This is a genomic window from Ruegeria sp. BJ5, assembly GCF_056537865.1.
The window spans coordinates 350,736-376,604 of record NZ_JBQFSH010000004.1 but is presented as its reverse complement, the minus strand read 5'-3'; the positions used below and the strand labels follow the sequence as shown (position 1 = coordinate 376,604).

At 60.7% G+C, this 25,869-nt stretch carries 27 protein-coding genes and 1 tRNA gene; 17 read left to right on the top strand and 11 right to left on the bottom strand.

What is annotated here, in order from left to right:
* Window positions 1-171 precede the first annotated feature (171 nt).
* Window positions 172-248, bottom strand: a tRNA-Pro gene (locus tag ACR0NY_RS15375).
* A gap of 105 nt (window positions 249-353) precedes the next feature.
* Window positions 354-1,466 (bottom strand): THUMP domain-containing class I SAM-dependent RNA methyltransferase, encoded by a 1,113-nt coding sequence (locus tag ACR0NY_RS15370; protein WP_170369341.1) that lies wholly within the window; start codon window positions 1,464-1,466, stop codon window positions 354-356.
* Window positions 1,467-1,764: 298 nt separating this feature from the next.
* On the opposite strand from ACR0NY_RS15370, the gene ACR0NY_RS15365 reads away from it, so the two are divergent.
* Genes ACR0NY_RS15365 through nqrF form a run of 6 tightly spaced genes read left to right on the top strand, consistent with a single transcriptional unit; the run spans window position 1,765 to window position 7,624 of the window.
* Entirely contained in the window at window positions 1,765-3,108 is a 1,344-nt protein-coding gene (locus tag ACR0NY_RS15365) for a Na(+)-translocating NADH-quinone reductase subunit A (RefSeq protein WP_170369339.1), read from the top strand.
* Window positions 3,109-3,113: 5 nt separating this feature from the next.
* Entirely contained in the window at window positions 3,114-4,322 is a 1,209-nt protein-coding gene (locus ACR0NY_RS15360) for an NADH:ubiquinone reductase (Na(+)-transporting) subunit B (protein WP_170341477.1), read from the top strand.
* Window positions 4,315-5,130: a Na(+)-translocating NADH-quinone reductase subunit C gene (locus ACR0NY_RS15355; RefSeq protein ID WP_170341479.1), complete on the top strand. Its 816-nt coding sequence runs from the start codon at window positions 4,315-4,317 to the stop codon at window positions 5,128-5,130. Before ACR0NY_RS15360 ends, ACR0NY_RS15355 begins: the two co-directional genes overlap by 8 nt.
* Window positions 5,130-5,783 carry an NADH:ubiquinone reductase (Na(+)-transporting) subunit D gene (locus ACR0NY_RS15350; protein ID WP_170369337.1) on the top strand — a complete coding sequence of 218 codons (654 nt, stop codon included), beginning with the start codon at window positions 5,130-5,132 and terminating at the stop codon, window positions 5,781-5,783. The genes ACR0NY_RS15355 and ACR0NY_RS15350 overlap by 1 nt, the downstream gene beginning before the upstream one ends.
* Window positions 5,783-6,391: an NADH:ubiquinone reductase (Na(+)-transporting) subunit E gene (nqrE, locus tag ACR0NY_RS15345; protein WP_050603817.1), complete on the top strand. Its 609-nt coding sequence runs from the start codon at window positions 5,783-5,785 to the stop codon at window positions 6,389-6,391. The genes ACR0NY_RS15350 and nqrE overlap by 1 nt, the downstream gene beginning before the upstream one ends.
* 12 nt (window positions 6,392-6,403) lie before the next feature.
* A complete protein-coding gene (gene nqrF, locus ACR0NY_RS15340; RefSeq protein ID WP_170369336.1) occupies window positions 6,404-7,624 on the top strand; it encodes an NADH:ubiquinone reductase (Na(+)-transporting) subunit F in 1,221 nt (406 codons plus the stop codon).
* A gap of 205 nt (window positions 7,625-7,829) precedes the next feature.
* Here the strand turns inward: nqrF and ACR0NY_RS15335 are convergent, their stop codons facing one another.
* From ACR0NY_RS15335 to ACR0NY_RS15310, 6 genes are all read right to left on the bottom strand, one after another.
* Window positions 7,830-8,309, bottom strand: a complete 480-nt coding sequence (locus ACR0NY_RS15335) for a polysaccharide biosynthesis protein (RefSeq protein ID WP_170341484.1) — start codon at window positions 8,307-8,309, stop codon at window positions 7,830-7,832.
* A 39-nt stretch (window positions 8,310-8,348) separates the two neighbouring features.
* Window positions 8,349-9,632: a Vi polysaccharide biosynthesis UDP-N-acetylglucosamine C-6 dehydrogenase TviB gene (tviB, locus tag ACR0NY_RS15330; protein ID WP_170341486.1), complete on the bottom strand. Its 1,284-nt coding sequence runs from the start codon at window positions 9,630-9,632 to the stop codon at window positions 8,349-8,351.
* Window positions 9,633-9,654: 22 nt separating this feature from the next.
* Window positions 9,655-10,668 carry a GDP-mannose 4,6-dehydratase gene (locus ACR0NY_RS15325; RefSeq protein ID WP_170369335.1) on the bottom strand — a complete coding sequence of 338 codons (1,014 nt, stop codon included), beginning with the start codon at window positions 10,666-10,668 and terminating at the stop codon, window positions 9,655-9,657.
* Window positions 10,669-10,781: 113 nt separating this feature from the next.
* Window positions 10,782-11,156, bottom strand: a complete 375-nt coding sequence (locus tag ACR0NY_RS15320) for a polysaccharide biosynthesis/export family protein (RefSeq protein WP_437342592.1) — start codon at window positions 11,154-11,156, stop codon at window positions 10,782-10,784.
* A gap of 248 nt (window positions 11,157-11,404) precedes the next feature.
* Complete coding sequence (locus ACR0NY_RS15315) at window positions 11,405-11,932, bottom strand: polysaccharide biosynthesis/export family protein (protein WP_170341491.1); 528 nt, start codon at window positions 11,930-11,932, stop codon at window positions 11,405-11,407.
* Window positions 11,892-12,167 (bottom strand): hypothetical protein, encoded by a 276-nt coding sequence (locus ACR0NY_RS15310; RefSeq protein WP_170369332.1) that lies wholly within the window; start codon window positions 12,165-12,167, stop codon window positions 11,892-11,894. The genes ACR0NY_RS15315 and ACR0NY_RS15310 overlap by 41 nt, the downstream gene beginning before the upstream one ends.
* A 158-nt stretch (window positions 12,168-12,325) precedes the next feature.
* Between ACR0NY_RS15310 and ACR0NY_RS15305 the strand changes: the two genes are divergently transcribed.
* The 4 genes from ACR0NY_RS15305 (at window position 12,326) to ACR0NY_RS15290 (ending at window position 15,847) form a co-directional block, all read left to right on the top strand.
* Window positions 12,326-13,126, top strand: coding sequence for a metallophosphoesterase family protein (locus tag ACR0NY_RS15305; protein WP_170369331.1), 801 nt, complete (start codon window positions 12,326-12,328; stop codon window positions 13,124-13,126).
* A gap of 116 nt (window positions 13,127-13,242) precedes the next feature.
* Complete coding sequence (locus ACR0NY_RS15300; protein ID WP_170341496.1) at window positions 13,243-13,764, top strand: sugar transferase; 522 nt, start codon at window positions 13,243-13,245, stop codon at window positions 13,762-13,764.
* Between the two features lie 330 nt (window positions 13,765-14,094).
* Window positions 14,095-15,525, top strand: coding sequence for a GumC family protein (locus tag ACR0NY_RS15295; protein ID WP_170369330.1), 1,431 nt, complete (start codon window positions 14,095-14,097; stop codon window positions 15,523-15,525).
* A gap of 40 nt (window positions 15,526-15,565) precedes the next feature.
* Complete coding sequence (locus tag ACR0NY_RS15290) at window positions 15,566-15,847, top strand: tyrosine-protein kinase family protein (RefSeq protein WP_170341500.1); 282 nt, start codon at window positions 15,566-15,568, stop codon at window positions 15,845-15,847.
* 4 nt (window positions 15,848-15,851) lie between these two features.
* On the opposite strand, the gene ACR0NY_RS15285 is transcribed toward ACR0NY_RS15290, so the two are convergent.
* Entirely contained in the window at window positions 15,852-16,376 is a 525-nt protein-coding gene (locus ACR0NY_RS15285) for a CBS domain-containing protein (protein WP_093963355.1), read from the bottom strand.
* A gap of 125 nt (window positions 16,377-16,501) precedes the next feature.
* On the opposite strand from ACR0NY_RS15285, the gene ACR0NY_RS15280 reads away from it, so the two are divergent.
* The 7 genes from ACR0NY_RS15280 to ACR0NY_RS15250 all read left to right on the top strand — a co-directional run bounded on the left by ACR0NY_RS15280 (window position 16,502) and on the right by ACR0NY_RS15250 (window position 23,807).
* Complete coding sequence (locus ACR0NY_RS15280; protein WP_093963354.1) at window positions 16,502-16,687, top strand: hypothetical protein; 186 nt, start codon at window positions 16,502-16,504, stop codon at window positions 16,685-16,687.
* Window positions 16,688-16,753: 66 nt separating this feature from the next.
* Window positions 16,754-17,779: an FAD:protein FMN transferase gene (locus ACR0NY_RS15275; protein ID WP_170369327.1), complete on the top strand. Its 1,026-nt coding sequence runs from the start codon at window positions 16,754-16,756 to the stop codon at window positions 17,777-17,779.
* A gap of 15 nt (window positions 17,780-17,794) precedes the next feature.
* On the top strand, window positions 17,795-18,040 hold the full coding sequence (gene nqrM, locus ACR0NY_RS15270; protein WP_093963352.1) for a (Na+)-NQR maturation NqrM: 246 nt from the start codon (window positions 17,795-17,797) through the stop codon (window positions 18,038-18,040).
* On the top strand, window positions 18,041-19,708 hold the full coding sequence (locus ACR0NY_RS15265; RefSeq protein ID WP_170369326.1) for a sulfatase-like hydrolase/transferase: 1,668 nt from the start codon (window positions 18,041-18,043) through the stop codon (window positions 19,706-19,708). It abuts the gene before it with no gap.
* Window positions 19,709-19,800: 92 nt separating this feature from the next.
* Entirely contained in the window at window positions 19,801-21,318 is a 1,518-nt protein-coding gene (gene gpmI / locus ACR0NY_RS15260) for a 2,3-bisphosphoglycerate-independent phosphoglycerate mutase (RefSeq protein ID WP_170369325.1), read from the top strand.
* Window positions 21,315-22,448, top strand: coding sequence for a murein hydrolase activator EnvC family protein (locus ACR0NY_RS15255; protein WP_170369323.1), 1,134 nt, complete (start codon window positions 21,315-21,317; stop codon window positions 22,446-22,448). The genes gpmI and ACR0NY_RS15255 overlap by 4 nt, the downstream gene beginning before the upstream one ends.
* A 6-nt stretch (window positions 22,449-22,454) precedes the next feature.
* Complete coding sequence (locus ACR0NY_RS15250) at window positions 22,455-23,807, top strand: S41 family peptidase (RefSeq protein WP_170369321.1); 1,353 nt, start codon at window positions 22,455-22,457, stop codon at window positions 23,805-23,807.
* Between the two features lie 54 nt (window positions 23,808-23,861).
* Here ACR0NY_RS15250 and ACR0NY_RS15245 read toward each other — a convergent pair whose 3' ends face one another.
* Window positions 23,862-25,388, bottom strand: a complete 1,527-nt coding sequence (locus ACR0NY_RS15245; RefSeq protein WP_170369318.1) for an MFS transporter — start codon at window positions 25,386-25,388, stop codon at window positions 23,862-23,864.
* Window positions 25,389-25,498: 110 nt separating this feature from the next.
* Entirely contained in the window at window positions 25,499-25,858 is a 360-nt protein-coding gene (locus ACR0NY_RS15240; protein ID WP_170369316.1) for a hypothetical protein, read from the bottom strand.
* Window positions 25,859-25,869 lie beyond the last annotated feature (11 nt).

Genomic DNA, 25,869 nt, shown 5'->3' with positions numbered 1-25,869 from the left:
GCAGAGCGAGGCAATGCCACCCTCGGAGCGCTGCGCTCAATTCTCTGGAAAGCGCCTATCCAGATGGCAGATCGTGCGCAGATGCCGAATAATTGAGCACGTTGCTGCCCCGGACATATTTGGAGATACGACCAACCAACAAAAAAGGCGCCGCAGGGCGCCTTGTTTTATTGGTCGGAGTGAGAGGATTCGAACCTCCGACCCCTGCCTCCCGAAGACAGTGCTCTACCAGGCTGAGCTACACTCCGACCGTGGCGCGTGATCTATACCCAGTGGATTTGATGCGCAAGAGGGATTCTGTGTGCTTTTTGTCCGAACTGACTCTGCCGCTTGGACCCGCAGGAATTGGCCGGTCAGGGCAGGGCCTCGGTTTGATAGAGGCGGATCTTCGTGCCGCCATGATCGACGATCGGACCCGGAGGCAGCAACGGCAGGCGGGTGGCGCGCGCCAGGGACTGGTTGCTGGTGACGACCCCGACACGCCAGCCTGAAAACTTGGACAACATCACTTTGCCAAAGCTGCCATACAGCGACCGCAGGCGTTTTTCGTCGCCGATGCGTGCCCCATACGGTGGGTTGACGATTACCAGGCCCGGCCCGCCTATGGGCGGTTTCAGGTCAGCGACTGCGCGTTTTTGGAATCGCGTCGCGCCGTCCACCCCGGCGCGGCTGGCATTGGCCTGCGCGGCCGCAATCGCCCCGTCATTACGGTCCGAGCCATGGAACACGGTATCTGTCTGCGTCGCGACCCAGTCGGTGCGGAGTTCTGCCCAAGCCTTGGGGTCGAATCCGGCAAAGTCCTGAAAGGCAAAGGCTCTGTCGCGGCCGGGCGGCAGGCCCATCGCGATCTGCGCGGCTTCGATCACGAAAGTGCCCGAGCCGCACATCGGGTCCAGCACCGGCTCGGATCCGTCAAAGCCGCAATTGCGCAGAAACATCGCCGCCATCGTTTCGCGCATGGGGGCCTTGGCCACCGCTTCCTTGTGCCCGCGCTTGTGCAGCGCCTCTCCGGAACTGTCGAGGGAAAATGTGCAGATGTCTTTCTCGATTCGCAGCAGAACACGGACCGTCGCCTCGGACGAGATCGGGGCCCCCAACGTGTCAGAGATTGCGCCTTCAATCCGTTGCCGTGCTGCGCCGGCATGATAGATGCGGGATTTTCGGCTGGTGGCCTCAACCCGAACCGGGACGTCGGGTTTCAGAAAATCTCCCCACGGAAACTTTCGTGCCCGCTTGTCCAGCTGAGCCAGATGCACAGCCGGGAACGAACCCACCCGAACCAATACCTTGTTGGCACCGCGCAACTGGAGATTGGCACGCCAGACCTCGCGCAGGTTGCCACGAACCGTGACACCTCCGGGGGCGAGCCGGGCCTCTACGAATCCGGCCTCCTGCGCTTCGGCGAGGAGGGGAGCCTCCAGACCGGGTGTCGCAACCAGAAAAATCTCAAGATCGGTATTCTCCATTCCGGCTGCTTATATCAGCAGGGCCATCCGTGCGACACGAAATTTCCTACCAAGTTTTTGGTACTCCACCCGAGGTTTCGGTTAAAAATAGCTACACGGCACGCGATTTGGGCGGTAACAGGTTTGCGTTTGGCCGCTTCGCCGCGTAAAGGGGCCGTAATCAGAGAGACGCCCGCGGATTTCGGCCGGTCCTCGTCGTTTTTACGACGGGCTTTACGAAACTCCGCGCTATGCAGTGCCCAAAACAAAGGGCGCTGTATGACGGGCGCAAGAAAAAGGCTTGGAAGAACGTAGCGACATGCAAACTTTCAAACTGAAAAAGGGACTGGACCTTCCGATCGAGGGATCGCCTGAACAGGTCATTCAGCCAGGGCCAGCATATTCTTCGGTTGGCGTGCTGGGTGGAGACTATATCGGGCTCAAACCACGGATGCTGGTGCAGGAAGGGGACACTGTCCAGCGCGGCACGCCGCTGTTCTGCCACAAGGACGCGCCCGAGGCGATGATGGTGGCGCCGCTGACCGGCAAGGTCGTGGCCATCAACCGCGGCGCGCGGCGCGTGCTACAGAGCGTCGTGATCGAGGTTTCGGACCCCAACGACCCCGGTGTCGATTTCTCGGGCGTGGGCGATGCCGAGACCGCGCAGGGCCTCACCGCCAAGCTGTGCGCCGCCGGCCTGTGGACCGCGTTCCGCACGCGGCCCTATTCCAAGATGCCGCAGCCGGGCACCGCGCCCGCCGCGATTTTCGTCACCGCCATGGACAGCGAGCCGCTGGCCGCCGATGCCGCGCTGATCATCAATGACGCGAGCGAGGCCTTTGCCGCCGGTCTGGCCGCCGTGGCCAAGCTGACCGAAGGCAAGACCTATCTGTGCCAGAAGGATGGCGACACGATCCCCGGCGTCGATCTGCCGGGCGTCGAGGCCGCGGCTTTCAGCGGCCCCCATCCGGCGGGCCTGGCCGGGACGCATATCCACTTCCTCGAACCCGTGACCGCCGAGAAAACCGTCTGGACCATCGGCTATCAGGACGTGATCGCCATCGGGCGGCTGCTGCAGTCGGGGCATCTGGACCCGAACGTGGTGGTCGCTCTGACCGGTCCCGGCGCGCGTCAACCGCGTCTGGTCCGCACCGTCATGGGCGCCTCGACCGAGGATCTGACCCGTGACGAGATCAATGTTGATGGCGAAGCACGGGTCATTTCGGGTTCGGTCCTTTCGGGTCGTCACGCCACCGGGCCGTTCGCCTATCTGGGACGCTTCGCGCGCCAGATCTGCATCATCCGCGAGGATCACGACCAGATCCCGATGGGTTGGATCCGTCCGATGCCGTCGAAATACGCGGTGCAGCCGGTTCTGGGTTCGGCCTTTGCCAAAAAGCTGTTCGCCTTCACGTCAAACCTGAACGGCGGTCGCCGCGCCATGGTGCCCACCGGCACCTTCGAAGAGCTCATGCCGCAGGATTTCCTGCCGACGCAACTGTTGCGGGCGCTGTTGGTGATGGATACCGACACGGCGCAGGCCCTGGGCGCGCTGGAGCTTGACGAAGAAGATTTGGGCCTTGTGGGCTTTGCCTGTCCGGCCAAGTATGAATACGGGCTGGCGCTGCGCGACTGCCTGACCAAGATTGAAAAGGAGGGCTGATCCACATGGGTTTGCGCAGCTTCTTTGACCGGATCGAGCCGAACTTCACCAAGGGCGGCAAGTACGAGAAGTTTTTCCCCATCTACGAGATGGTGGAAAGCTTTATCTACACTCCGAAAACCGTAACATCCGTGGCGCCGCACGCGCGGTCCTACGTGGATATGAAACGGATCATGACCTATGTCGTGATCGCCACCATCCCCTGCATCCTGTGGGGCATGTACAATACCGGCTTCCAGGCCAACTCGGCCATCGTGACGCTGGGCCCGGAGTCGGCGACCGGGTGGCGCATCGCCATCCTGCAGGCCCTGGGCATTTCTCTGGATCCCTCCAGCATCTTTGCCAACGTGATGCACGGGCTAATGTATTTCCTGCCGATCTATATCGTGACACTGGTCGCGGGCGGCACCTTCGAGGTTATCTTTGCCACCGTGCGCGGGCATGAAGTGAACGAGGGCTTTCTCGTCACCTCGATGCTGTACACGCTGATCATGCCGGCCACCGCGCCGTTGTGGCAGGTGGCGCTGGGGATCATCTTTGGTGTGGTCATCGGCAAGGAAGTGTTCGGGGGCACCGGTAAGAACTTCCTCAACCCCGCGCTGGTGGGGCGCGCCTTCCTGTATTTCGCCTATCCCGCATCCATGTCGGGCGACGCGGTCTGGACCCCGGTCGACGGTTTTTCCGGCGCGACCGCGCTGGCCGTTTCAGCCGCCGACGGCTACCAGGCGCTGGCGGCCGAGGGCATCACATGGTGGAACGCCTTCTTCGGCTCGATCCAGGGCAGCTTTGGTGAGACATCGACCCTGGCCTGCATGGTCGGGCTGGCCTTCCTGCTGATGACCAAGATTGCCAACTACCGCCTGATCGTGGGCTGTCTGGCAGGGACCATCGGCTTTACCCTGCTGCTGAACCTGATCGGATCGGACACCAACCCGATGTTCGCGATGCCGTGGTACTGGCACGTCGTGCTGGGCGGTTATGCGTTCGGTCTGGCCTTCATGGTGACCGAGCCGGTCTCGGCCAGCCACACCAACATGGGCCGCTATATCTATGGCGCGCTGATCGGGGTCATGGTCGTGATGATCCGGGTGGTGAACCCGGCCTTCCCCGAAGGCATGATGCTGGCCATCCTGTTCGGCAACGTCTTTGCGCCGCTGATCGACCATTTCGTCGTTCAGGCAAACATCAAACGGAGGGCGCGTCGCCATGTCTGATACGCAATCCCCTGAACCCAAAGGCGCCATCGCCCGGTTCCTGGCGGCCTCGCCGGACTCGGTTGGCAAGACAATTTTCATCGCGGTCGCCGTGTGCCTGGTTGCTTCGATGATCGTGTCGGCAGCGGCCGTCAGCCTGCGCCCGGTGCAAGAGGCCAACAAGCTCAAGGACAAGCAGATCAACGTTCTGCAGGTCGCGGGCGTTTATGAGCCGGGCATCGACGTGGCCGAGGCTTTTGCCGCTTTCGAACCGCATGTGCTGGAACTGGCGACGGGTGAGTTCGTCGACGACCAGTTCGACCCGGCCACGTTCGACGACATTGCCGCCGCCAGTGACCCCGAGTTGAGCGAGCCGCTTGCCGACGACCCTGCCGGCATCGGCCGCAAGGCGAAATACCGCGTGATCTACCTGCTGCGCGACGAAAACGGCGCGCTGGACAAGGTGATCCTACCGGTCCACGGCTATGGGCTGTGGTCTACGCTCTATGGCTTCATCGCGCTCGAAGCGAATGGCAACGACATCTTCGGGCTGCAATTCTATCAGCACGGGGAAACGCCGGGCCTGGGGGCCGAGGTGGACAACCCGCGTTGGAAAGCCCTCTGGAGCGGCAAGAAGCTGCGCGACGATACGGGTGATCTGCAGATCACGGTCGCCAAAACCATGCCCGCCGCAGGGCCTGACTTCTATATCGATGCGCTGGCCGGCGCGACCCTGACTACGGTCGGCGTCGACAACCTGGTGAAATTCTGGATGGGGGACGCGGGCTATGCTCCGTTCCTGGCCAAGCTGCAAGCAGGAGAGATCTGATGTCACAGACCAAGAAAGATCTGCTGGTCGACCCGCTTGTCGACAACAACCCGATCACGCTGCAGGTGTTGGGTATCTGCTCGGCGCTGGCGGTAACTTCGTCGCTGCAAGTGGCCTTCGTGATGTCGCTGGCCGTGATGTTCGTGACGGCGTTTTCGTCCTTCTTCATCTCATGCCTGCGCAACCAGATCCCCGGCTCGATCCGGATCATCGTGCAGATGGTCATCATCGCGTCGCTGGTGATCCTGGTCGACCAGATCCTCAAGGCCTATGCCTTCGAGATATCGAAAACGCTGTCGGTCTTCGTGGGCCTGATCATCACCAACTGCATCGTGATGGGCCGGGCCGAAGCCTTTGCCATGAAGAACCCGCCCGTGGCGTCCTTCATCGACGGCTTGGGCAACGGCATGGGTTATGGCCTGATCCTTATGCTGGTCGGCGTCATCCGCGAGCTGTTCGGCTCGGGCTCTCTGTTTGGGGTGACCATCCTGGATACCGTGAACAACGGTGGCTGGTACGTCCCCAACGGCTTGCTGCTTCTGCCGCCGTCGGCCTTTTTCATCATCGGCCTGATCATCTGGGCCTTCCGTACGTGGAAGCCGAACCAGGTCGAGGAACGTGAATACAAGATCCAGCAGGTAGAGGCGCACTGATGGAAGGTCTCATCTCACTGGCCGTGAAGGCCATCTTCGTCGAAAACCTCGCGCTCAGTTTTTTCCTGGGCATGTGTACCTTCATCGCCGTGTCGAAAAAAATCTCGACGGCGCTGGGGCTTGGGATCTCGGTCATGGTCGTGCAGGCCATCACCGTTCCGGCCAACAACCTGTTGCTGAACTACCTGCTCAAGCCCGGTGCGCTGGCGTGGGCCGGGTTCCCGGATGTTGACCTGACCTTTCTCGGCCTGATTTCATATATCGGCGTGATCGCGGCGATGGTGCAGATCCTCGAGATGGTCTTGGACAAGTATTTCCCGCCGCTCTACAACGCGCTGGGGATCTTCCTGCCGCTGATCACGGTGAACTGCGCCATCCTGGGCGGCTCGCTGTTCATGGTCGAGCGCGACTACAACTTTGCCGAGGCCGCAACCTATGGCCTGTCCTCGGGCTTTGGTTGGGCGCTGGCGATCACCGCCATGGCTGGCGTGCGCGAAAAACTGAAATATTCCGACATTCCGGACGGGCTGCAGGGCCTCGGCATCACCTTCATCACCGCAGGTCTGATGGCGATGGCCTTCATGTCCTTCTCGGGCGTCAAACTGTAAAGGGGCAGGGGCATGGAAACTTTCTCGCTCGGCGTTGTCCTTTTCACCCTGATCGTTCTGGCCTTGGTCGCGCTGATCATGGCGGCCCGGTCTCGGCTGGTTTCATCGGGCAACGTCAACATCACCATCAACGGTGAGAAAACCATCTCGGTTCCTGCCGGCGGCAAGCTGCTGCAGACGCTGGCAGCCGAAAAGCTGTTCGTTCCGTCGGCCTGCGGCGGCGGCGGTACCTGCGCGCAATGCCGGGTGCGTGTACTGGAGGGCGGCGGGTCGATCCTGCCGACCGAAGAAAGCCACATCACCAAGCGCGAGGCCACTTGTGGAGACCGCCTGTCGTGCCAGGTGGCCGTCAAGCAGGACATGAAGATCGAAGTTCCCGAAGAGGTCTTTGGCGTCAAGAAATGGGAATGCACCGTCCGGTCGAACGACAACGTGGCGACCTTCATCAAGGAACTGGTGCTGGAACTTCCCGAGGGCGAGGATGTGAATTTCCGCGCTGGCGGATACATCCAGATCGCCGCCCCGGCGCACAAGGTCGACTACAGCGATTTCGACGTCGCCGAGGAATACCGTGAGGATTGGGACAAGTTCAATCTGTGGCAGTACAAATCCACGGTTGCCGAACCGATCGAGCGGGCCTATTCGATGGCCAACTACCCCAACGAAAAAGGCATCATCATGCTCAACGTGCGGATCGCCTCGCCCCCGCCGGGGTCCGAAGGCATTCCGCCCGGGCAGATGTCGTCCTACATCTTCAACCTGAAGCCGGGTGACAAAGTCACGATCTCGGGTCCGTTTGGGGAATTCTTCGCACGCGAGACCGACAAAGAGATGGTGTTCGTTGGTGGCGGCGCGGGCATGGCCCCGATGCGCAGCCACATCTTCGACCAGCTCAAGCGTCTGAACACCAAACGCAAGATCACTTTCTGGTACGGTGCCCGGTCACGCCGCGAGATGTTCTATGTTGAAGATTTCGACCAGCTGGCAGCCGAGAACGAAAACTTCGAGTGGCACGTTGCTTTGTCCGACCCGCAACCGGGCGACGATTGGGATGGCTACACAGGGTTCATCCACAACGTGCTGTTCGAGGAATACCTCAAGAACCACCCGGCGCCCGAAGACTGCGAATTCTACATGTGCGGTCCGCCGATCATGAACCAGTCGGTCATCAACATGCTACTGGATCTGGGTGTTGATCGCGAAGACATCATGCTGGACGACTTTGGTGGCTAAGAAAAAACCGGCGCAATCTTGCGCCGGTTTCATTTTGTAACATCAAGACCCAGAGCGCTGCGTATTGCCGTCGGTGGGTCAACGCGGTTGTCCCGCATGTAGCGTGCTACCAACGCCAACGTCCGGTCGACTCGACGACGATACCAAAGACCCTGCAGCCGGTGAAACCGCCGCCCTTGGCGGCTGTCCAAAAATCCCAGCCAGATCACGTATCGCAACAGGAAATAGGCCCAGGCCCTGAGCCCACCGGACGACAACGTGCTGCATTCCCCATCGCAATCAGCGCGCTGAGCGCGCCGTTCAACAACGAATACGGCAACACGGAAAGAACTAGCAGCGCAGTGGTGGCGGCGCCAGTCAGCGCTGACACAAAAGCAAGGACGCATAGCACCGCGGAACACGCACCGGCGGCCTGCAGGTACTTTTTGCAGACGCAGCTTCGATAGGCCGCCAACGCCCGCCGCTGCTCGGCCAGTGCGTACAATCGTGTTATGGCTTGGTTCAGACCACCGAAACCGGCCACCTGCCCAAAGCTGAAGACCGTCAAGGCCAAAGCCAAGTGCGCATAAACCGACGGCTCCAACAGGCCGGTCTGCACCCGGACCAGCGCCAGCCCGCCGGTCAGAAGGCTGAAATGGCCGGCGGCAACCCACAGGGCCTCGGACCTTGCGGACAGAGGTTTCACAGTCAGAGAGTGTCTCTCATGTCAGTGTGCTGGCGCGGGTCAGAGCCTCAGATCACTGGCGCTGCGCGGCAGGCAGGATTTGACGTCGAACAGGACATTCCGGGCCTTTCCGAACGCTCGGATTTCGGCCGGATCCATCGCAAGATATGCGTCATGGGCAACCGCAAGGACGATACCGTCATAGGTGCCGGGCTTGGGGTGCTCCAGCAGGTCGATCCCATATTCGTCACGTGCGGCTTGCGGGTCGGCATGGGGATCGTGCACGTCTACGATCACGCCGTAGCTCTGCAACTCGTGAACGATGTCCACGACCCGGGTGTTTCGCAGATCAGGGCAGTTTTCCTTGAAGGTCAGCCCCATGACCAGGACCCGGGCGTCCGTCATCTCGATCCGCTCGCGGATCATCCGCTTGACCAACTGGGCCACGACATATGCGCCCATTCCATCATTCAGGCGCCGCCCTGCCAGAATGACCTGGGGATGATGGCCAACGGCCTCGGCCTTGTGGGTCAGGTAGTAGGGGTCGACCCCGATGCAATGCCCACCGACAAGGCCGGGGCGGAAGGGCAGGAAATTCCATTTGGTGCCCGCCGCGCGCAGCACGGCATCGGTGTCGATGCCGAGGCGGCCAAAGATCATGGCGAGTTCGTTCACCAAGGCGATATTCAGATCGCGCTGTGTGTTCTCGATCACCTTCGCAGCCTCGGCCACGCGGATGCTTTCGGCCTTGTGCGTTCCCGCCCTGATGATCCGCGCATAGAGCGCGTCCACCAGATCGGCGGCCTTAGGCGTCGATCCGGACGTCACCTTGCAGATATCGGCGATGCGATGCGCCTTGTCGCCGGGATTGATCCTCTCAGGACTGTACCCGGCAAAGAAATCCACGTTGAAACGCAAGCCGGATTCCCGCTCGAGGATCGGGACGCAGTCTTCCTCGGTCGCGCCGGGGTAGACGGTTGATTCATAGATGACCAGATCACCAGGCTTCAACACCCGTCCAACCGTTTCAGAGGCGCGCATCAATGGTGCGAGGTCTGGCTGTTTTTGTGCTGTGATCGGTGTCGGCACCGTCACGATATACGTGTCACAGCCCGTCAGATCGGCGGGGTCGGTGGTAAATCTTAACCCCCCGGCGGCGGACAGCTCGTCTTCGCTGACCTCATGCGTGGCGTCCTTGCCTTGGCGCAACGCGTCGATGCGCGTGGGATTGATGTCAAAGCCCAGAACCGGTCCAATCTTTCCAAAGGCAGCGGCCAGCGGCAGGCCGACATAGCCCAGACCGATCACGGCGATCCGACGGGAATTGGGGTTCGTTTCAAGCATACGTCAGGTCCGGGTCACTAGATCATTTGCCGTGGTATTCGCGGAACCATTCGACGAACTGAGCGATTCCATCCTTGAAATCGGTCTGCGGACGATACCCGGTCAGGCGTTGGAGCAGGTCGGTATTGGCCCAAGTCGCCGGAACATCACCCATCTGCATGGGCATGTAATTCCGGATCGCCTTCTTGCCCACGGCTTCCTCGATTGCTTCGACGAAATCCATCAGACGCACCTTGTCACCATTCCCGATGTTGACCACACGATAAGGCGCGACCGGCGACAGGCTGTCACCCTCCTCGATATCCTCGGGGCTGTCCGGACGGACGGGGACCGCATCGATCAACAACTGGATTCCGCGCACCAGGTCGTTCACATTGGTGAAGTCGCGATACATTTCGCCGTGATTGTAAATGTCGATCGGGCGCCCATCCAGAATTGCATCGACAAACTTGTACAGAGCCAGGTCCGGACGGCCCCAGGTGCCGTATACGGTGAAGAACCGGAACATGGTCGTGGGCAGATCCCAGAGATGGGCATAGGAATGGCCCATCGCTTCGTTCGCCTTCTTGGTGGCAGAATAGATCGTCAATTGGGTGTCGGCCTTTTCCACCTCGGTAAAGGGCATGTCTTCGTTTGCCCCGTAAACCGAAGAGGTAGAGGCCATGAGCAGGTGCCCGACCTTGTGCTGACGGGCCACCTCCATCACGTTGAACGTACCCACAACGTTTGAATCGATATAGCTGCGCGGGTGTTCAAGGCTGTAACGCACACCCGCCTGAGCGGCGAGGTGAACGATAACCTCGGGCTGGAATTCGTCTGCAACCTGCATGAGGCGTTCGTGGTTTTCCAACAGATCCTCGGTTGCCGAGAAGCCGGGCGTCTGCAACAGCATCTGATGGCGGCGCTGTTTGAGAGTGACGTCGTAGTAATCCGTCATCCCGTCATAGCCATGGACCTGAAACCCTTCGGACAACAGCAGCTTGGCCAGGTGGAACCCGATGAAGCCCGCAGTGCCCGTAATCAATACCCGTTGCATAAAACCCTCGAACGCAAATCAACAATCCCGACCATCAGGGACCCTTTCGACCCGCCAAGGTCAAGGGGATTATCGGTCGGTGGGACCTCATATCCGATGCAGGGCAGGGCGCGTCAACCATTTGCCGCGTCCAGACCCGCATTGACCAGCGAGGGCAGGAATTGATCCAGCGCCCGACCCCAGGTCGTGATCGGCTGTTCCTGGATGAAAACAATATCGTTGGGACGCAGTTCCATACGGGCCGCGATCGACAATGCCGCGGGATTGCGCGCATCGAGGTGCCAGGCAGTGAACGCACCGATTTCCTCAGGTTTGGGAGAGGCACGCAGTACATAGATTTGCGACGCGTCTGCCGTTCTGGTGCTGTAACCGCCTTCGCCGAACAAAGCGTCGGCCAGGCTCAGGTGCTGGCCGTAGGGCAGGGGAACACGAGCATTCTTGCGGAACTCTCCCCCTAGATAGACATTTTCGCGCTGTTCGGAACCCAGTTGGCTGCGAACCGTGAAATTGTCACGTAACTCCGTCAGTTCGGCGCTGCGCAGATCGACCTCCTGCTAAAGTTCGGCCAAGGCGACCCCCCGAGCCTGCCGGTTCAGGCTGATGACGTCGATCTGATCGCGATAAATCGCAAGAGCCGGTCCAGGTCATAGCTGGTATCGGCAAACACGGCGTCCCCGTTCAAAAGGACCAGTTGCCGGAAGTCCGGTCGGGCCAGGTAGTTTCGCAACGGAATCTTTTACAAATCCCCACTACGGTAGATGCGGATCGTGCCCAGCTCTCGATCCCGGGTCGTCAGGCCTCCGGCCGCGGCAATCGCCTGACCGAGTGTCAAGGGAGTGACGGTCAGCGGCACCACGACCGGCGTTGCAACCAGCCCGCCTACTGCGACGTGTTTCGAGTTGTACGCCACCACCTCCAGCGACACGGTTGTTTCCGCCTCACTTATCGTTCGGCCGGGGACTTGCACCCGACCGGCGTCGGGGATCGAGATCGTGCCGTCATCGCGGACGGTGAAGGTATTCCGCTGAGCGCCCGCGCCAGCAAGTTCGGCAACCCGTGCGGGGCGTATGATCGCCACCATATCACCCGGTCCCAGGTGGTAGGGTGGAGCCTTCACTCGCGGAGGCGCGCGCAACTCAAGCGGCTCTGGGGTGAAATCCGGAACGGCAGGACCATCCGGCAGCGCAGCCAACCGAGAGTGGGCCGGTCCGGTGCTTGCGGTTTCATAGAAGGACTGCGGCAGACTGCGTGGCCGATAGGGCATCGTCACCGACCAGCCATAGGCGCTCGCCTGCTCTGATCTGCGTCGCAAAAGACCGCACCGGTTGAACCGTGTGACCCAAAGCCGCTTCCAATTCAGGGATGGCATCGTCGGTGGCGATTTCAAAGCGGATCGATGCACCACCCACGTTGCTGAGAAGAATGCCATGGTCCGCGGCCGCAACGTGGCGGTTTTCGACAGACCACTGCGCGGCCGGTTTGTAAGTCATAGAAGGCATGGAAAGCTCCTGTTGTTTGTCGGCGGCCACTCTAGTGCCGAGGACCCTTGCGTTGCCCGCCCGCCTCAATAACCTGTTGTTCACATCTACGGCGGTGGCGTCAGCCGGCCCTGTCCACCATTGCTGCCGGGGCCACGGCGCGATAGGGAACAGGTCTGATGATAGGATCGTGGATCAAAAAACTCAGGCGAAGTACCGGCGAGCCTGAGCAGGAATCGCTGCTGGGGACCCTGGCACCCGATCGGCGGTTCTATGTTGTTGGTGACATACACGGGCGGCTGGACCTGTTGCAGCAACTGCTGACCCGGCTCGATCCGGACATTCCTCTGGTATTTGTAGGGGACTATGTCGACCGTGGAGATTACAGCGCTCAGGTTTTGCATCACCTGCGGCATCTTTCGGAAAACGGCGAGCGCGAAGTGATTTGTCTGCTGGGCAATCATGAAGAGATGCTGCTTCGATTTATCGAGGAGCCCAAGCGGACCAGTCGCTTGTGGCTGGGAAACGGTGGGCTTCAGACACTCGCGTCGTTCGGCCTGACGGGAATAACCGAAGCGACACTGGGCGAAGATGCTGTCCAAATCTCGCATCAGTTGCGGTCTGTGATCGGTGACCCGGTTCTGACTTGGCTCGAAAACCGGCCACTGACCTGGTCAAGCGGGAATGTCTCCATCGTCCACGCGGCCCTTGATCCGGCTTTGCCAATCGATGACCAACCGCGCCATGTCTGTTTGTGGGGGCACCCCAATTTCCCGTCCACCGCTCGAACGGATGGCCAATGGGTCGTGCACGGGCATACCATAGTCCCAGATCCAAAGGTCAGTGGCCGGGTGATTTCGATCGACACCGGCGCGTTTGCAACCGGTCGGCTCACGGCGGCAGACATCAGCCCGGGCACCGTCAATTTCGTATCAACAAGCCCCGAGAATGAAGCCTCGGACACCGCCAGTCGAGCATGACGGCTATAGTCAAAAGATGATCTCGTAATACTCCATTAACGCTAACTCGGCATTTACCATTCCGCAGCGAAACTCCCGCTGAGCCTACGCGGCATCAGACGCTCAAAAGGGGATGGATGAGTATCGATTTTGTTGGTTCCCAGACCACTTTTTCCGGTATTGCCGCGCCGCGCGTAAGTCTGACATTCAGTGTCGCCAAACGCTTCATGGATGTTGCTGTTTCTCTGGCCCTGTTGCCACTTGTGGCGGTTTGTGCAGTTCTGTTGCTGGTCATGAACCCCATTCCAAACCGAGGGCGCTTGTTTTTCCGCCAGATCCGTATGGGCAGAGGAGGAAGAGCGTTCGTCGCCTACAAATTCCGTTCAATTAAGCCCGGGCACGGTGAGATCAGTGGACCCTATGGCCCGGTCGAAACGTCGTGTATCACGCCCCTGGGTCGCGCATTGCGCCGATCCCGGATTGATGAGCTTCCGCAAGTCATCAACGTGCTGCTTGGTAACATGAGCTTGATCGGTCCCCGCCCAGATTGCATCCACCACGCGCGGTTTTATCTGCGAGATGTGCCCGATTACCGCGCCCGGCTTGGCGTCCGCCCCGAAATCAGCGGCTATGCCCAGACCGAAGTCGGTTACGCATAAAACCCAAAAGATATTCGGAAAAAAGTTTGGGCAGACCATTACTACATCAATAATCCGAGCCTTGCTTTCGAATTTTGGATTGTTCGGCGGACGCTGCAGGCGGTTGCCGGATTCAAGGACAATCGACGCTGAGAGACGTTGTCAGATCGCAAGCACTTGCAAAGGCCTAACAAAACTGACGAAAAACCTCATGGCGCGAACAGGCGCGAGGAAACCGTGGGCGGTTTGAACCTTCTGGCCTTTGTCCGGCTGTGTTGGGCGCACTGATACACAATCGCCGCCTGCGCGGGTCGCGGCCTTTTGCAGGGATTTGGGATCTCGACCTTTGCGATGAAACCCCGCTTCCGGTCCGAAACGACGCTGGTTCTGACACGCCCTGCGGGCTATTCCGACGTGCCGTCGCAGGCCATGACGGGGCTAGGCGGAGACATCTCCGGCATCAATACTCAAGTCGAAATCCTTGGCTCTGCTCGTATGATGCACAATCTAGATTTGGAGTTGACCCTCCAGAATGATCCCGAGTTCAATCCAGCCATCCTCGCATCGCGTTGGACCGTACCTTGGCATAAACCGGCGGACCGGCCGGACAGCGAAGACCTGGGCATTGTCGCGGAAAACGTCACACAGGCGATATCTATCAAGAACGTCCGGAATTCAGATGTTATCCGGAGCAGCACAACAACCAATGACCCTCAGAAGTCGGCTGAGATTGCGGATACCTTGGCCCAGCTTTTTTGTTCGGAATCAGATCAACGGAAAAGCCGAAGGACTGACCGAAACTGTTTCATGGTTGTCGGACCGGGTGGCCGGGCTGGAGCAGGAAATCGCCCGGCAGGAGGACGCCATCAAGATCCTGCGGCCGCCAACCCCGATGCACTGGCCGCGCAGCTTTCGGAAACCCGAACAACGTTGGCCAATCTGCAGAGCCGTCTTCAAGAGCTTGACCAACTGGACCAGACACTTGTTGACTTGGACCCCGAACACTTCAGAGGCGAGGTTCCTGAAATCATTCATGATCGCATTCTCAGCAGCCTTTCAAGGCAGGTCGCCACGGGAGGCGCAGCCGCTAGGATAGCTCTCGCCGAACGTGTTTCAGAATTGATCGCCCAGAATGCCCGCGAACGCGCCGAACTCGATCACCAGTCCCGAACCCTGTCTCAACTGCTCACGACACTTGAGTTGGAATATGAAAAGAATGCCGGTGTGACGGCCGAATTACGCCAGTTCGAACGCGACGCCCGCGCAACCCAGTTGCTGCACGAAACCTTTCTTTCCAGGCTGAAGGAAGCCGCCGTCCAACAGGGCGCACAAACGCCGGACTGCCGCATAATTTCGACAGCCACTCCGGGCAAACAAGTTGCACCGCGTTCTGGTCTGACCATGTTTCTTGTGGTGATCGCCGGGGCGGCATTGGGGCTGGGCATCGTTCTTGTCCGACAAATCCGGCAAGCTGCGGTTCCGACGGGGTCCGATCTGGAGCTGACTACCAGCGTACCGGTTCTGGGCCATTTGCCATTGGCGACGATCCGCCAGCGCAGTCAGTTGGCCGGGTACGTGTCCACAAATCCGACGTCACCGCTCTCGGAGGCGGCCAGAAACCTGCGAACGTCTCTGCTGTCGCCAAATTCGGACGCTCCACCGCAGGTCATTCTGTGCACCTCGTCGGCACCGGATGAGGGTAAGACCACGATGTCGATTGCCTTCGCGCAAAGCCTGGCGGGGCTCGGTCGATGTTCTGATGGGCGAGCGCAGCACACATAGCGCTGCAGATACTTTTTCGTCTTCGCGCTTTCATGACCTCATGACGGGGTTGCGGGCAGACTACGAAAATATTCTGATCGACAGCCCACCGGTACTGGCCGTTCCTGACGCCCGGGTAATCGGGCAGGCCTGTGACGCGATCCTTCTGTCGGTTGCGCCGGCCATCACGTCCCGTGCCCAGTTGGAACAGGCGCTGCGCGAGTTTTCCAGCGTGAACTTGCAGGTCACGGGGCTGGTCATGTCGGACCTGAGGTCTGCCCGAAAACAGACCAAGGCAGGCGGGCAGGCCTATACGGCCTATGCCCGTTGCTACAACGTGTGACTATCTAGCCGACGATCATCTGCTTCATGCGCAGGGCTTCGTATTCCAGCTCTTTCAGCCGGAAATGCACGACATCTCCGATGGTGATCATGCCGCAGAGCTTGCCGTCGCGAAGAACCGGCATGTGCCGGAAACGCCCCTCGGTCATTGTCTTCAGCACGTCCATCAGCAGGTCGTCCGGCGTGCAGGTCCGGACATCGCGTGTCATCAGCGCCTCGACCGATTGTGGCAGCGTCTGACCCGGAGTATCCGCCATGCGGCGAACGATATCCCGCTCGGACAGGATCCCCTGCAGTGCGCCGTTCTGATCGGTGACGACAACCGCCCCGATGCGTTTCTCCTTTAGAATTTCGACCACCGAATGGATGGTGTCATTCGGCCGAACCGAAAACACCGCATCACCTTTTCCTTCCAGCAATTTGGCGACAGTGGTCTGAGTATGTGACAAATTCGACTCGGCGGATTGGCTGTAAGTGCTTGACCCGGCCTTGTCGCCACGTGTCGGGGGCTGGTAAGAGCTTGGGGCCATGGGCGGTCTCCTCCTTCAACGCTACAGGCTGTCCTCACCACCTTATCGCAGCAGAGAAACCTGTATAGGGTGCAAATTCAAAAACCGGCGCAACCGCGCCGGGTCGCAAGGAAAAACCGGACCCCGTGACCCAACTCCATCTGTCTCCTGCGGTTGCCGCCCTGATCTTCCTTCTGGTCGTGATCTGCGGACATAATTTTCGCAAACTGTGGAAAGAACAGCCCCCTGGTTGGCAGAAACGCGCGTGGCTGTTTGGTGTGCCCGCTGCGGCCGGGCTGCTGGTCCTGGGCTTCCTGCCGCTGGTGCCCTGACGCAGGTTTGACTCTGGGTGGGGCCGCTGGCATATGCCGGGCAACACTTTTCCAGGAGATCGCCCCATGCGCCGACTGCTTGCTCTGGCCCTGCCGCTTGTTGTTTTTGGCTGTCTGTTCGACGAGGAGCCCGAGATCGTCCGTCTGTCCGGCGAAACCATGGGCACGACCTATCACATCACCGCAATCGGCGAGGATCTGGACGAGGCGGCCCTGTCCACCTCCGTGGAGGAAACGCTGGCGCAGGTGAATGCCAAGATGTCCAACTGGGACCCGAATTCCGAAGTCTCGGTCTTTTCCGCCTCGGCCAGCACCGACCCGATGCCGGTGTCACAGGAATTCGCCTATGTGATCGCGGCGGCCAACCAGGTGCACGACCAAAGCGGCGGCGTGTTCGACGTGACGCTTGGCCCGCTGATCGAGCTGTGGGGCTTCGGCCCGCGCAAGCCCGAAGACCCGGTACCGTCGGATGCCGAGATCGCGGCAGCGCTGGAACAAGTGGGGCAGGCGCGCCTGCTGACGCTGGATGAACAGGCCGGGACGCTGGCCAAGGCGCAACCGGGCGTGGGGATCAACCTTTCGGCCATCGCCAAGGGCTACGGGATCGACGCCGTGGCCGAGACGCTGCGAGAGGCCGGCATCGAGAACTACATGGTTGAGATCGGCGGCGACCTGGTGGCCCGCGGTCAGAACGACAAGGGCGAGGCCTGGCGCATCGGCATCGAAAAGCCCGAAGCCGGGTCGCAGACCGTGCAATTCATCGTGCCGCTGGACAACCGTGGCATGGCGACCTCGGGCGACTACAAGAACTTCTTCGAACAGGACGGGGTGCGGTATTCGCACATCATCGACCCGATCACCGGACGCCCGATCACGCATCGGACGACCTCGGTCACGGTTCTGGCCGAAAATGCGATGATGGCCGATGCCTGGGCCACTGCGATGCTGGCGCTGGGGCAGGAGCGGGGGCTGAAACTGGCCGATCAGCTGGGTTTGGCGGTGTTTTTCATCTCGCGGGATGTGACAGGCGGCGAAGATGCCTATATCACGGTACAAAGCAGCGCGTTCAAGGATGCGCTGGGATCGAACTGAAGGGCGGGCCGGCTGATGAGCACCTTTATTCTCGCGTTTGTTCTGCTGCTGATCATCATGGTCGGCATGTCGCTGGGCGTGATGCTGATGGGCAAGACCATCAAGGGCAGTTGCGGCGGGCTGAACGCGATCTCGGGGGCCGACAAATGCGTGGTGTGCCAAAAAGACGTGGACCCCAACAGCCCTCTGCGTGACAAGCTGCAATGCAAGCGCGCCCGCCGGATGGTGGAACAGATGGAAAGCCAGGGCGCGCAGCACTGAATGGCCAAGGCCCGCAACATCCTGTTCATCATGTTCGACCAGCTTCGCTGGGATTACCTGAGCTGTTACGGCCATCCACATCTGCACACGCCCAATATCGACCGGCTGGCCGCGCGCGGCGTGCGGTTCACGCGGGCCTATATCCAGTCGCCGATCTGCGGCAGTTCGCGCATGTCCACCTATACCGGGCGCTATGTGCAGTCACATGGCGCCTCGTGGAACGGCATTCCGTTGAAGGTGGGCGAACAGACCATGGGCGACCATCTGCGCAAGGCGGGGATGGACTGCTGGCTGGTCGGCAAGACCCATATGCGCGCCGACGCCGAGGGCATGGCGCGGCTGGGCTTGGAACCCGACAGCCTGATCGGCGCGCGCGTGGCCGAATGCGGTTTCGACGTGTTCGAGCGCGACGACGGGATGCGCCCCGAAGGCCCTGACGGGTTCTATGACCCCGACGGGGCCCGCGCCTACAACGCGTGGCTGGCCGACAAGGGCTATGACGGCGACAACCCCTGGCACGACTTTGCCAATTCCGGCCTGGATGCCGATGGAAACGTGTTGTCGGGCTGGTTCCTTAAGAACGCGCCGCAGGCCGCGAACATTGCCGAGGAAGATAGCGAGACCCCCTATCTGACCACGCGCGGCATGGAATTCATGGAAACCCATGACGGCCCATGGTGCTGCCACCTGAGCTACATCAAGCCGCACTGGCCCTATATCGTCCCCGAGCCCTATGCCTCGATGTACGGGCCCGAGCATGTTCTGCCGCCCAACCGGTCCGAGACCGAGCGGGCCGAGGCGCACCCCGTGCTGAGCGCCTTCATGCACACCAAGATCGGTCAGACATTCTGGCGGCAGGATGTACGCGCGGCGGTGATCCCCGCCTATATGGGCCTGATCAAGCAGGCCGACGACCAGATCGGGCGGTTGCTGGATTGGATGGAGCAGACCGGCCGCATGGGCGACACGATGATCGTGCTGACCTCGGACCATGGCGATTTCCTGGGCGATCACTGGATGGGCGAAAAGACGTTCTTCCACGACGCTTCGACCAAGGTGCCGCTGATCATCTACGACCCGTCCGAACAGGCCGATGCCACGCGCGGCACCACCTGCGACGCGCTGGTCGAGTCGATCGACCTGGCCCCCACTTTCGTCGAGGTCGCGGGCGGTGCGGTGCCCGACCATATTCTGGAAGGCCACTCGCTGCTGCCAATCCTGCACGGGCAGGCGGACGAGACCCCGCGCAAATTCGTGATCTGCGAATACGACTATTCGGCCTCGCCCATCGCGGAAACGCTGGGCGTGTCGGTGCGTGATGCGGCGATGTTCATGGTGGCCACGAAAAAATGGAAGTTGATCCATTGCGAAGGCGGGTTCCGCCCGATCCTGTTCGATCTGGAAAACGACCCCGACGAACTGACCGATCTGGGCGACAGTGCGGCCTATGCGGATGTGATCGCGCAAATGTACGACCACCTGTTCGACTGGGCCCGGCGTCCGTCGCAGCGCACCACCCGCTCGGCGACCGAACTGGTCGAGATGCGCACCAAAAGTCGCGGCAAGGGCGTGATCCTGGGCGCTTATGACGAACGCGACGCCCCGCCCGAACTGACGGTCAAGTATCGCGGCCGCAAGGCCCGGCCCTGGCAGCAGATCAGGAAATAGCCCGACGCGGCGCGGGTCGCCGCAAAAGGCGGTTCACGACGCGGCGGGCAGGGGATAGAAGAACGGACAAGAGCAGTTACCGGAGACCCGACATGAGCGCACCCAAACCCGTCGTCCTGTGTATCCTTGATGGTTGGGGTCTGTCCGACGACACGCAGGCCAACGCGCCCTATCTGGCCCACACGCCCACATTCGACGCGATCATGACCAAGGGTCCGCACGCGTGGCTGATCACCCATGGCCCTGATGTGGGCCTGCCCAGCGGCCAGATGGGTAATTCCGAGGTCGGGCACACCAATATCGGGGCCGGGCGGGTCGTGGCCATGGATCTGGGCCAGATCGATCTTGCAATCGAAGACGGCTCGTTCTTCGAAAACGCTGCGCTGCAGGACTTTGTCGCCAAGGTGAAGGCGGCGGGTGGGACCGCGCATCTGATGGGGCTGGTCTCGGATGGCGGGGTGCATGGGCACCTGAACCATATCGTCGCCGCAGCAAAAGCGATCACCGAGGCGGGCGTGCCGGTGGCGCTGCACGCCATCACCGACGGACGCGACGTGGCCCCGAAATCGGCGCTGGACTTCCTGGCCGAGCTGGAGCGCCGCCTGCCTGCGAACGCGCGCGTCGTCACCGTCTCGGGGCGGTATTATGCCATGGACCGCGACAACCGGTGGGAACGGGTCGGACACGCCTATGAAGCGATCATTAAAGGGCAGGGTGGGCAGGCCGATACCGCAAGCGCTGCGATTCAGGCCGCCTACGACCGGGGCGAAACGGACGAGTTCATCGCGCCCACGGTTCTGCCCGGCTACGACGGCGTCCGCGACGGTGACGGGTTCTTCTGCCTCAACTTCCGCGCCGACCGCGCCCGCGAGATCCTGCGCGCCATTGCCGAACCTGATTTCGCCGAATTCGACACCGGCCCGCGCCCGCAGCTGTCGGCGCTGCTGGGCATGGTGGAGTATTCCGACGGCCACAATGCCTACATGACGACCGTTTTCCCCAAGCGCGAGATCGTGAACACGCTGGGCGAATGGGTTGCCAAGCAGGGCCTGCGCCAGTTCCGCCTGGCCGAAACCGAGAAATACCCCCATGTCACGTTCTTCCTGAACGGCGGCAAGGAAACCCCCGAGCCCGGCGAGGATCGCTATATGGCCCCGTCGCCCAAGGTGGCGACCTATGACCTGCAGCCCGAGATGTCGGCCGCCGAGGTGACGGACAATTTCGTCAAGGCGATCGAGGCCGGCTATGACCTGATCGTCACCAATTACGCAAACCCCGACATGGTGGGCCATACCGGTGACCTGCAGGCGGCGATCACAGCCTGCGAGGCCGTGGATCAGGGCCTGGCCCGTGTGGTCGCCGCGCTGGAAAAGGCCGGCGGTGCGATGATCGTGACGGCCGATCACGGCAATTGCGAAACCATGATCGACCCCGAAACCGGCGGCCCGCACACCGCCCACACGCTGAACCCGGTGCCCGTGGCGCTGGTCGGCGGACCCGAGGGCGCAACCCTGCGCGAAGGTCGCCTGTCCGATCTGGCGCCTACGGTGCTGAACCTGATGGGCCTGCCCAAGCCGCCGGAAATGACGGGTCAGAGCCTGCTGTCATGAGGCTGCGCGCGCTTCTTCTGGCGGCCCTGATGGCGGGGCAGGCGGCCCAGGCCGCGACGGACCCCGCGCAGGCGGCGCTGGATGCGGCGCAGATGCTGGAACAGGCCTCGATCGCGCTGACCGAGGCGGAAACGGCCCGCGACCGCGTGCGCGCCCTGACCGAGACGATTCAGGCCTATGAAGCCGGACTGGCCGCCATGCGCGATGGGCTGCGCCGGGCGGCTTTGCGCGAAAGCCAGCTGACCGCCGAGCTGAACGCGCGGGAACGTGAAATCCGCCAGTTGCTGGGCGTGCTGCAAACCATCGAAACCACGGCGCCACCGGTTCTGATGCTGCACCCGGCCGGGCCGCTGGGGGCGGCACGCACCGGGATGATGCTGTCCGAAGTCACGCCTGGCCTGAACACCAGGGCCCGGGCGCTGGCTCGGGATCTGGACGAGGTGCAGACCCTGCGCCGATTGCAACAAAGCGCTGCGGACACTCTGACCGAAGGGTTGGAAGGCGTGCAGAATGCTAGGACGAAGCTGAGCGAGGCCATAGCGGACCGTACCGACCTGCCGCGCCGCTTCATCGAAGACCCAGTACGGACAGCCATCCTGATCTCATCGACGGAGACGCTGGATGGGTTCGCCAGCGGTCTGTCTGAAATATCGGATGGAGAAATCATAACCTCGAACGCGGATGTGTCCCAACTGAAAGGACAGATTCCGCTGCCGACCCAAGGCGTCATACTCCATCGTTCCGGCGAAACGGACGCCGCCGGGGTCACGCGTCCGGGGCTTGTACTGGGAACCAGACCACGTGCATTGGTGCTGTCGCCGACAGCGGCCACGATCCGATACAGAGGGCCGCTTCTGGACCTCGGAAACCTTGTGATCCTGGAACCGCAGCCCGGTTTGCTTTTTGTCTTCTCCGGCCTTCAGGAGGTGTATGGGGACCCCGGTCAGGTGATCCCCGAAGGCACACCAGTGGGCCTGATGCCCGGTCAAACACCAGAAATCGGCGCGATTTTGTCAACAAGCGGTGATGGCACTGGAACTGATCGTCCAGAAACGCTCTATATAGAGGTAAGAGAGAACCATAGCCCCGTGGATCCGGAATCATGGTTCCGGACAGACAAGGATGGATAGACGAGTATGAAGAGATTTGTGATGGCCGGTCTGGCCGGCACCGTGGCAGGGATTATTGCGACTACCCAGATCGCCGGGCCACTGCTGGCGCAAGAGGCCGAAAACAAGGCCGGAGTCTATGAACAACTTGACCTGTTCGGAGACATCTTCGAACGGATCCGCGCCCAGTATGTTGAGGAAGTCGCCCCCGAAGAACTGATCGAGGCTGCGATCGACGGCATGTTGACGTCGCTGGATCCGCATTCAAGCTATCTTTCCCCGGACGACGCCGAGCAGATGCGCGTACAGACGCGCGGTGAATTCGGCGGGCTGGGCATCGAGGTCACCCAAGAGGATGGCTTCGTCAAAGTCGTCTCGCCGATTGACGGCACGCCTGCGGATGAGGCGGGCATCGAGGCCGGCGATTTCATTACCCATGTGGACGGCGAAAGCATCCTGGGCCTGACGCTGGACAAAGCAGTCGACCTGATGCGCGGCCCGGTCGGTTCGGAAATCGTCATCACCGTCGTGCGGGAAGGCGAACCCGACCCATTCGATGTGACCATCATCCGCGACACGATCAAACTGACCGCCGTTCGCGCCCGCACCGAAGGCGCCAGCGTGGTGCTTCGTGTGACCACCTTCAACGATCAGACCTTCCCGAACCTGAAAGAGGGCTTGGAAAAGCAGATCGCCGAAGCTGGCGGCATCGACAAGGTGAACGGCTTTGTTCTGGACCTGCGCAACAACCCCGGCGGGCTGTTGACCCAAGCCATCAAGGTATCGGACGCATTCCTGAACGAGGGCGAGATCGTCTCGACCCGTGGGCGCAATCCCGAAGATGGTGAACGCTTCAACGCAACCCCGGGTGATCTTGCCCAGGGCAAGCCGATTGTAGTGTTGATCAACGGCGGATCGGCTTCGGCATCCGAGATTGTTGCAGGTGCATTGAAGGATCACCACCGCGCGATCGTCGTCGGCACCAAAAGCTTCGGCAAAGGATCGGTTCAGACCGTGATGCCGCTGCGTGGCGACGGGGCGATGCGTCTGACCACCTCGCGCTACTACACCCCGTCGGGTCGGTCGATCCAGGCTTTGGGTGTCAGCCCCGACATCATCGTGGAACAGCCCCGCGTCCGTCCCGAGGCTGAGGAAGAGGAAGAGGAAGAAAGCAACGCCCGCACCCGGTCCGAGGCCGACCTGCGGGGCAGCCTGAACAATGACAGTTTGACCGAGGATGAAATCCGCCAGATCGAGGAAGACCGCACCAAAGCGGAAGAAACCGCCGAACTGCGCAACGAAGACTACCAGTTGGCCTATGCGATCGACATTCTCAAAGGCCTGTCCGCCTTCAATCCGACAGAGCGGGCATCGCAGTAAGCTGCGCAAACAATGACCGAAGGGCCGCGGTTTTCCGCGGCCTTTTCTTTTGGCTCAGCTCTCGATTTTGTGCAGTTTCTTTTCGTCAAGCATCAGCGCCAGAACCAGCCCTATCGACACCGACAGCGTTGAAAAGACAAAAGCCATGTCCATCCCGCTGTCAAAGGCCATCGACAACGCGGATTTGATCTTTTCGGCCTCGGGCGCGCTGAATTTCTGCATGACAGCCTGCGCGGTCTTGGTCGTCAAAGTACCGCCATTGATGGCTTTTTGATCGGCTAGGGACATGTCGATGCCAGCTTTGGCAAGGTGCTCGCGGAAGCTGGACAGGCTGACCATGTACATGATGGCCGTCGCGCAGGCGACCGAAATGGCGCCATAGACCAAGTGCACCATGAAGCTCAGACCGCCAACCAGGCCGGCGCGTTCGGGCTTGACGGCGCAAACGGCGGCGGTGCCCGACGGGCCAACCGTCAGTGTCGCTCCCAACCCGATCAGAGCCATCCCCGGAAGAATTTGGAAATACCCCAGCCCGGCCGGCATCACGACGACACTGGCCGCGCCTATCGTAGCGCAGAGATACCCCCAGAACAGCAGGCGCTTGGGTCCGAAATCATTATACAATGTGCCTGACACGATCGACCCGACCGCCAAAAGAACGGTCAGCGGTGCTAGGCCCAGAGCAGATTCAAATACCGACCAGCCCAGAACCTTTTGCATGTATTGCGGAAAATAAAGCAACCCCACAAAGGCCGCCGAGACGTTGAACATGTTCAGCCCCAAGGTGATGCGAAATTGCGGATTATGCATCATCTGCGGCAGCAAAAGCGGTTCTTTCACCCGTTTTTCCACGCGTGGGAACAACAGAAACAGCGCCGCGCTGAGGAAAAACAGAAACATCAGCGGAACGGACAGCCAGCCCCAGTCCGATCCGACATCCAGCGCGTACAGCAGCAGCAGGACAGCAAAAGAAAGGACACCCATTCCGGTAAAGTCAATGTGCTCACCTGTCTTGTGGCTCTTGTCCGGCTGCATCAGCACGAATGCCGTGGCCATCGAGATGCACGAGAAGACGACATTTGCCAGAAAGAACAGGCGCCAATCCCCAAGGTTGACGACAAACCCGCTGATCATCGGACCAAATACATTGCCGGTCGTGACACCGGCAAGGATCAAACCCATCACCATGGCACGGTGTTCCTCACGGGATACCCTTGTGGCCCCGAAAGCCAGCGTGCACGGCCACACGCATCCCGCGCCGATACCCTGAAGCGCGCGTGCGCCGATCAGGAAATCAAGACTGGGAGATACGAAACACATGACCGAGGCGAATAGAAACAGCGACAATCCGATGATCATGATCTTGCGATGACCGTACATGTCGCCCAGCCGGCCACCTGCAACCATCGTCATGGCGAAGAACAGCGCATAGATGTTCAATACCCACTGAGTACTGGTGATATTGGCATCAAACGAGTTTTCGATCGCGGGAACCAGCATCAGCGCACCGGTAAAGTCTATGCCGATGCCAAACGCCGTTACCATCAGCGCTATGACCTTGATAATGCTGTCACGTTCCATCCGGCCCCCAGAGTTTCCTTGGTGGCTCAATCATGCATGAATTCAGCGAAAAAGATAGGAATGCGTCCAAGCAGGCTTCGGCTACGTAGAACCTGCAGGCTTTTGGCCGATCAACCCTGATCAGCGCTCAACCGACGCACCACGCGCTTCAGAAGGTCAAGTTCGGCGCGCAGCAGGTCCATCTCGGCGCGGATATCGCCCACGGCCGGCGCACCCGCGATTACGGTGATGTCACCCACTTTTTCCTGTGAAGCGCTGTCGAGGATAATCACACTATGCACACCATCGGACAACAGGACCGTTGGTACGGGAACCCGAACATGCCAGCCACCTTCGGCCTCAGAAACCTCGATATCTTGCAGGATCTGATCCCGGTACCGGGCTTCAAGTTGGGGTGCGATACTTCCTGAATAGTGGCCTTCCCATAAGCCGTCTTCGAACCGGATCGGGACGAGTTTTGTTTCCGCCATGGCCTTTCCCT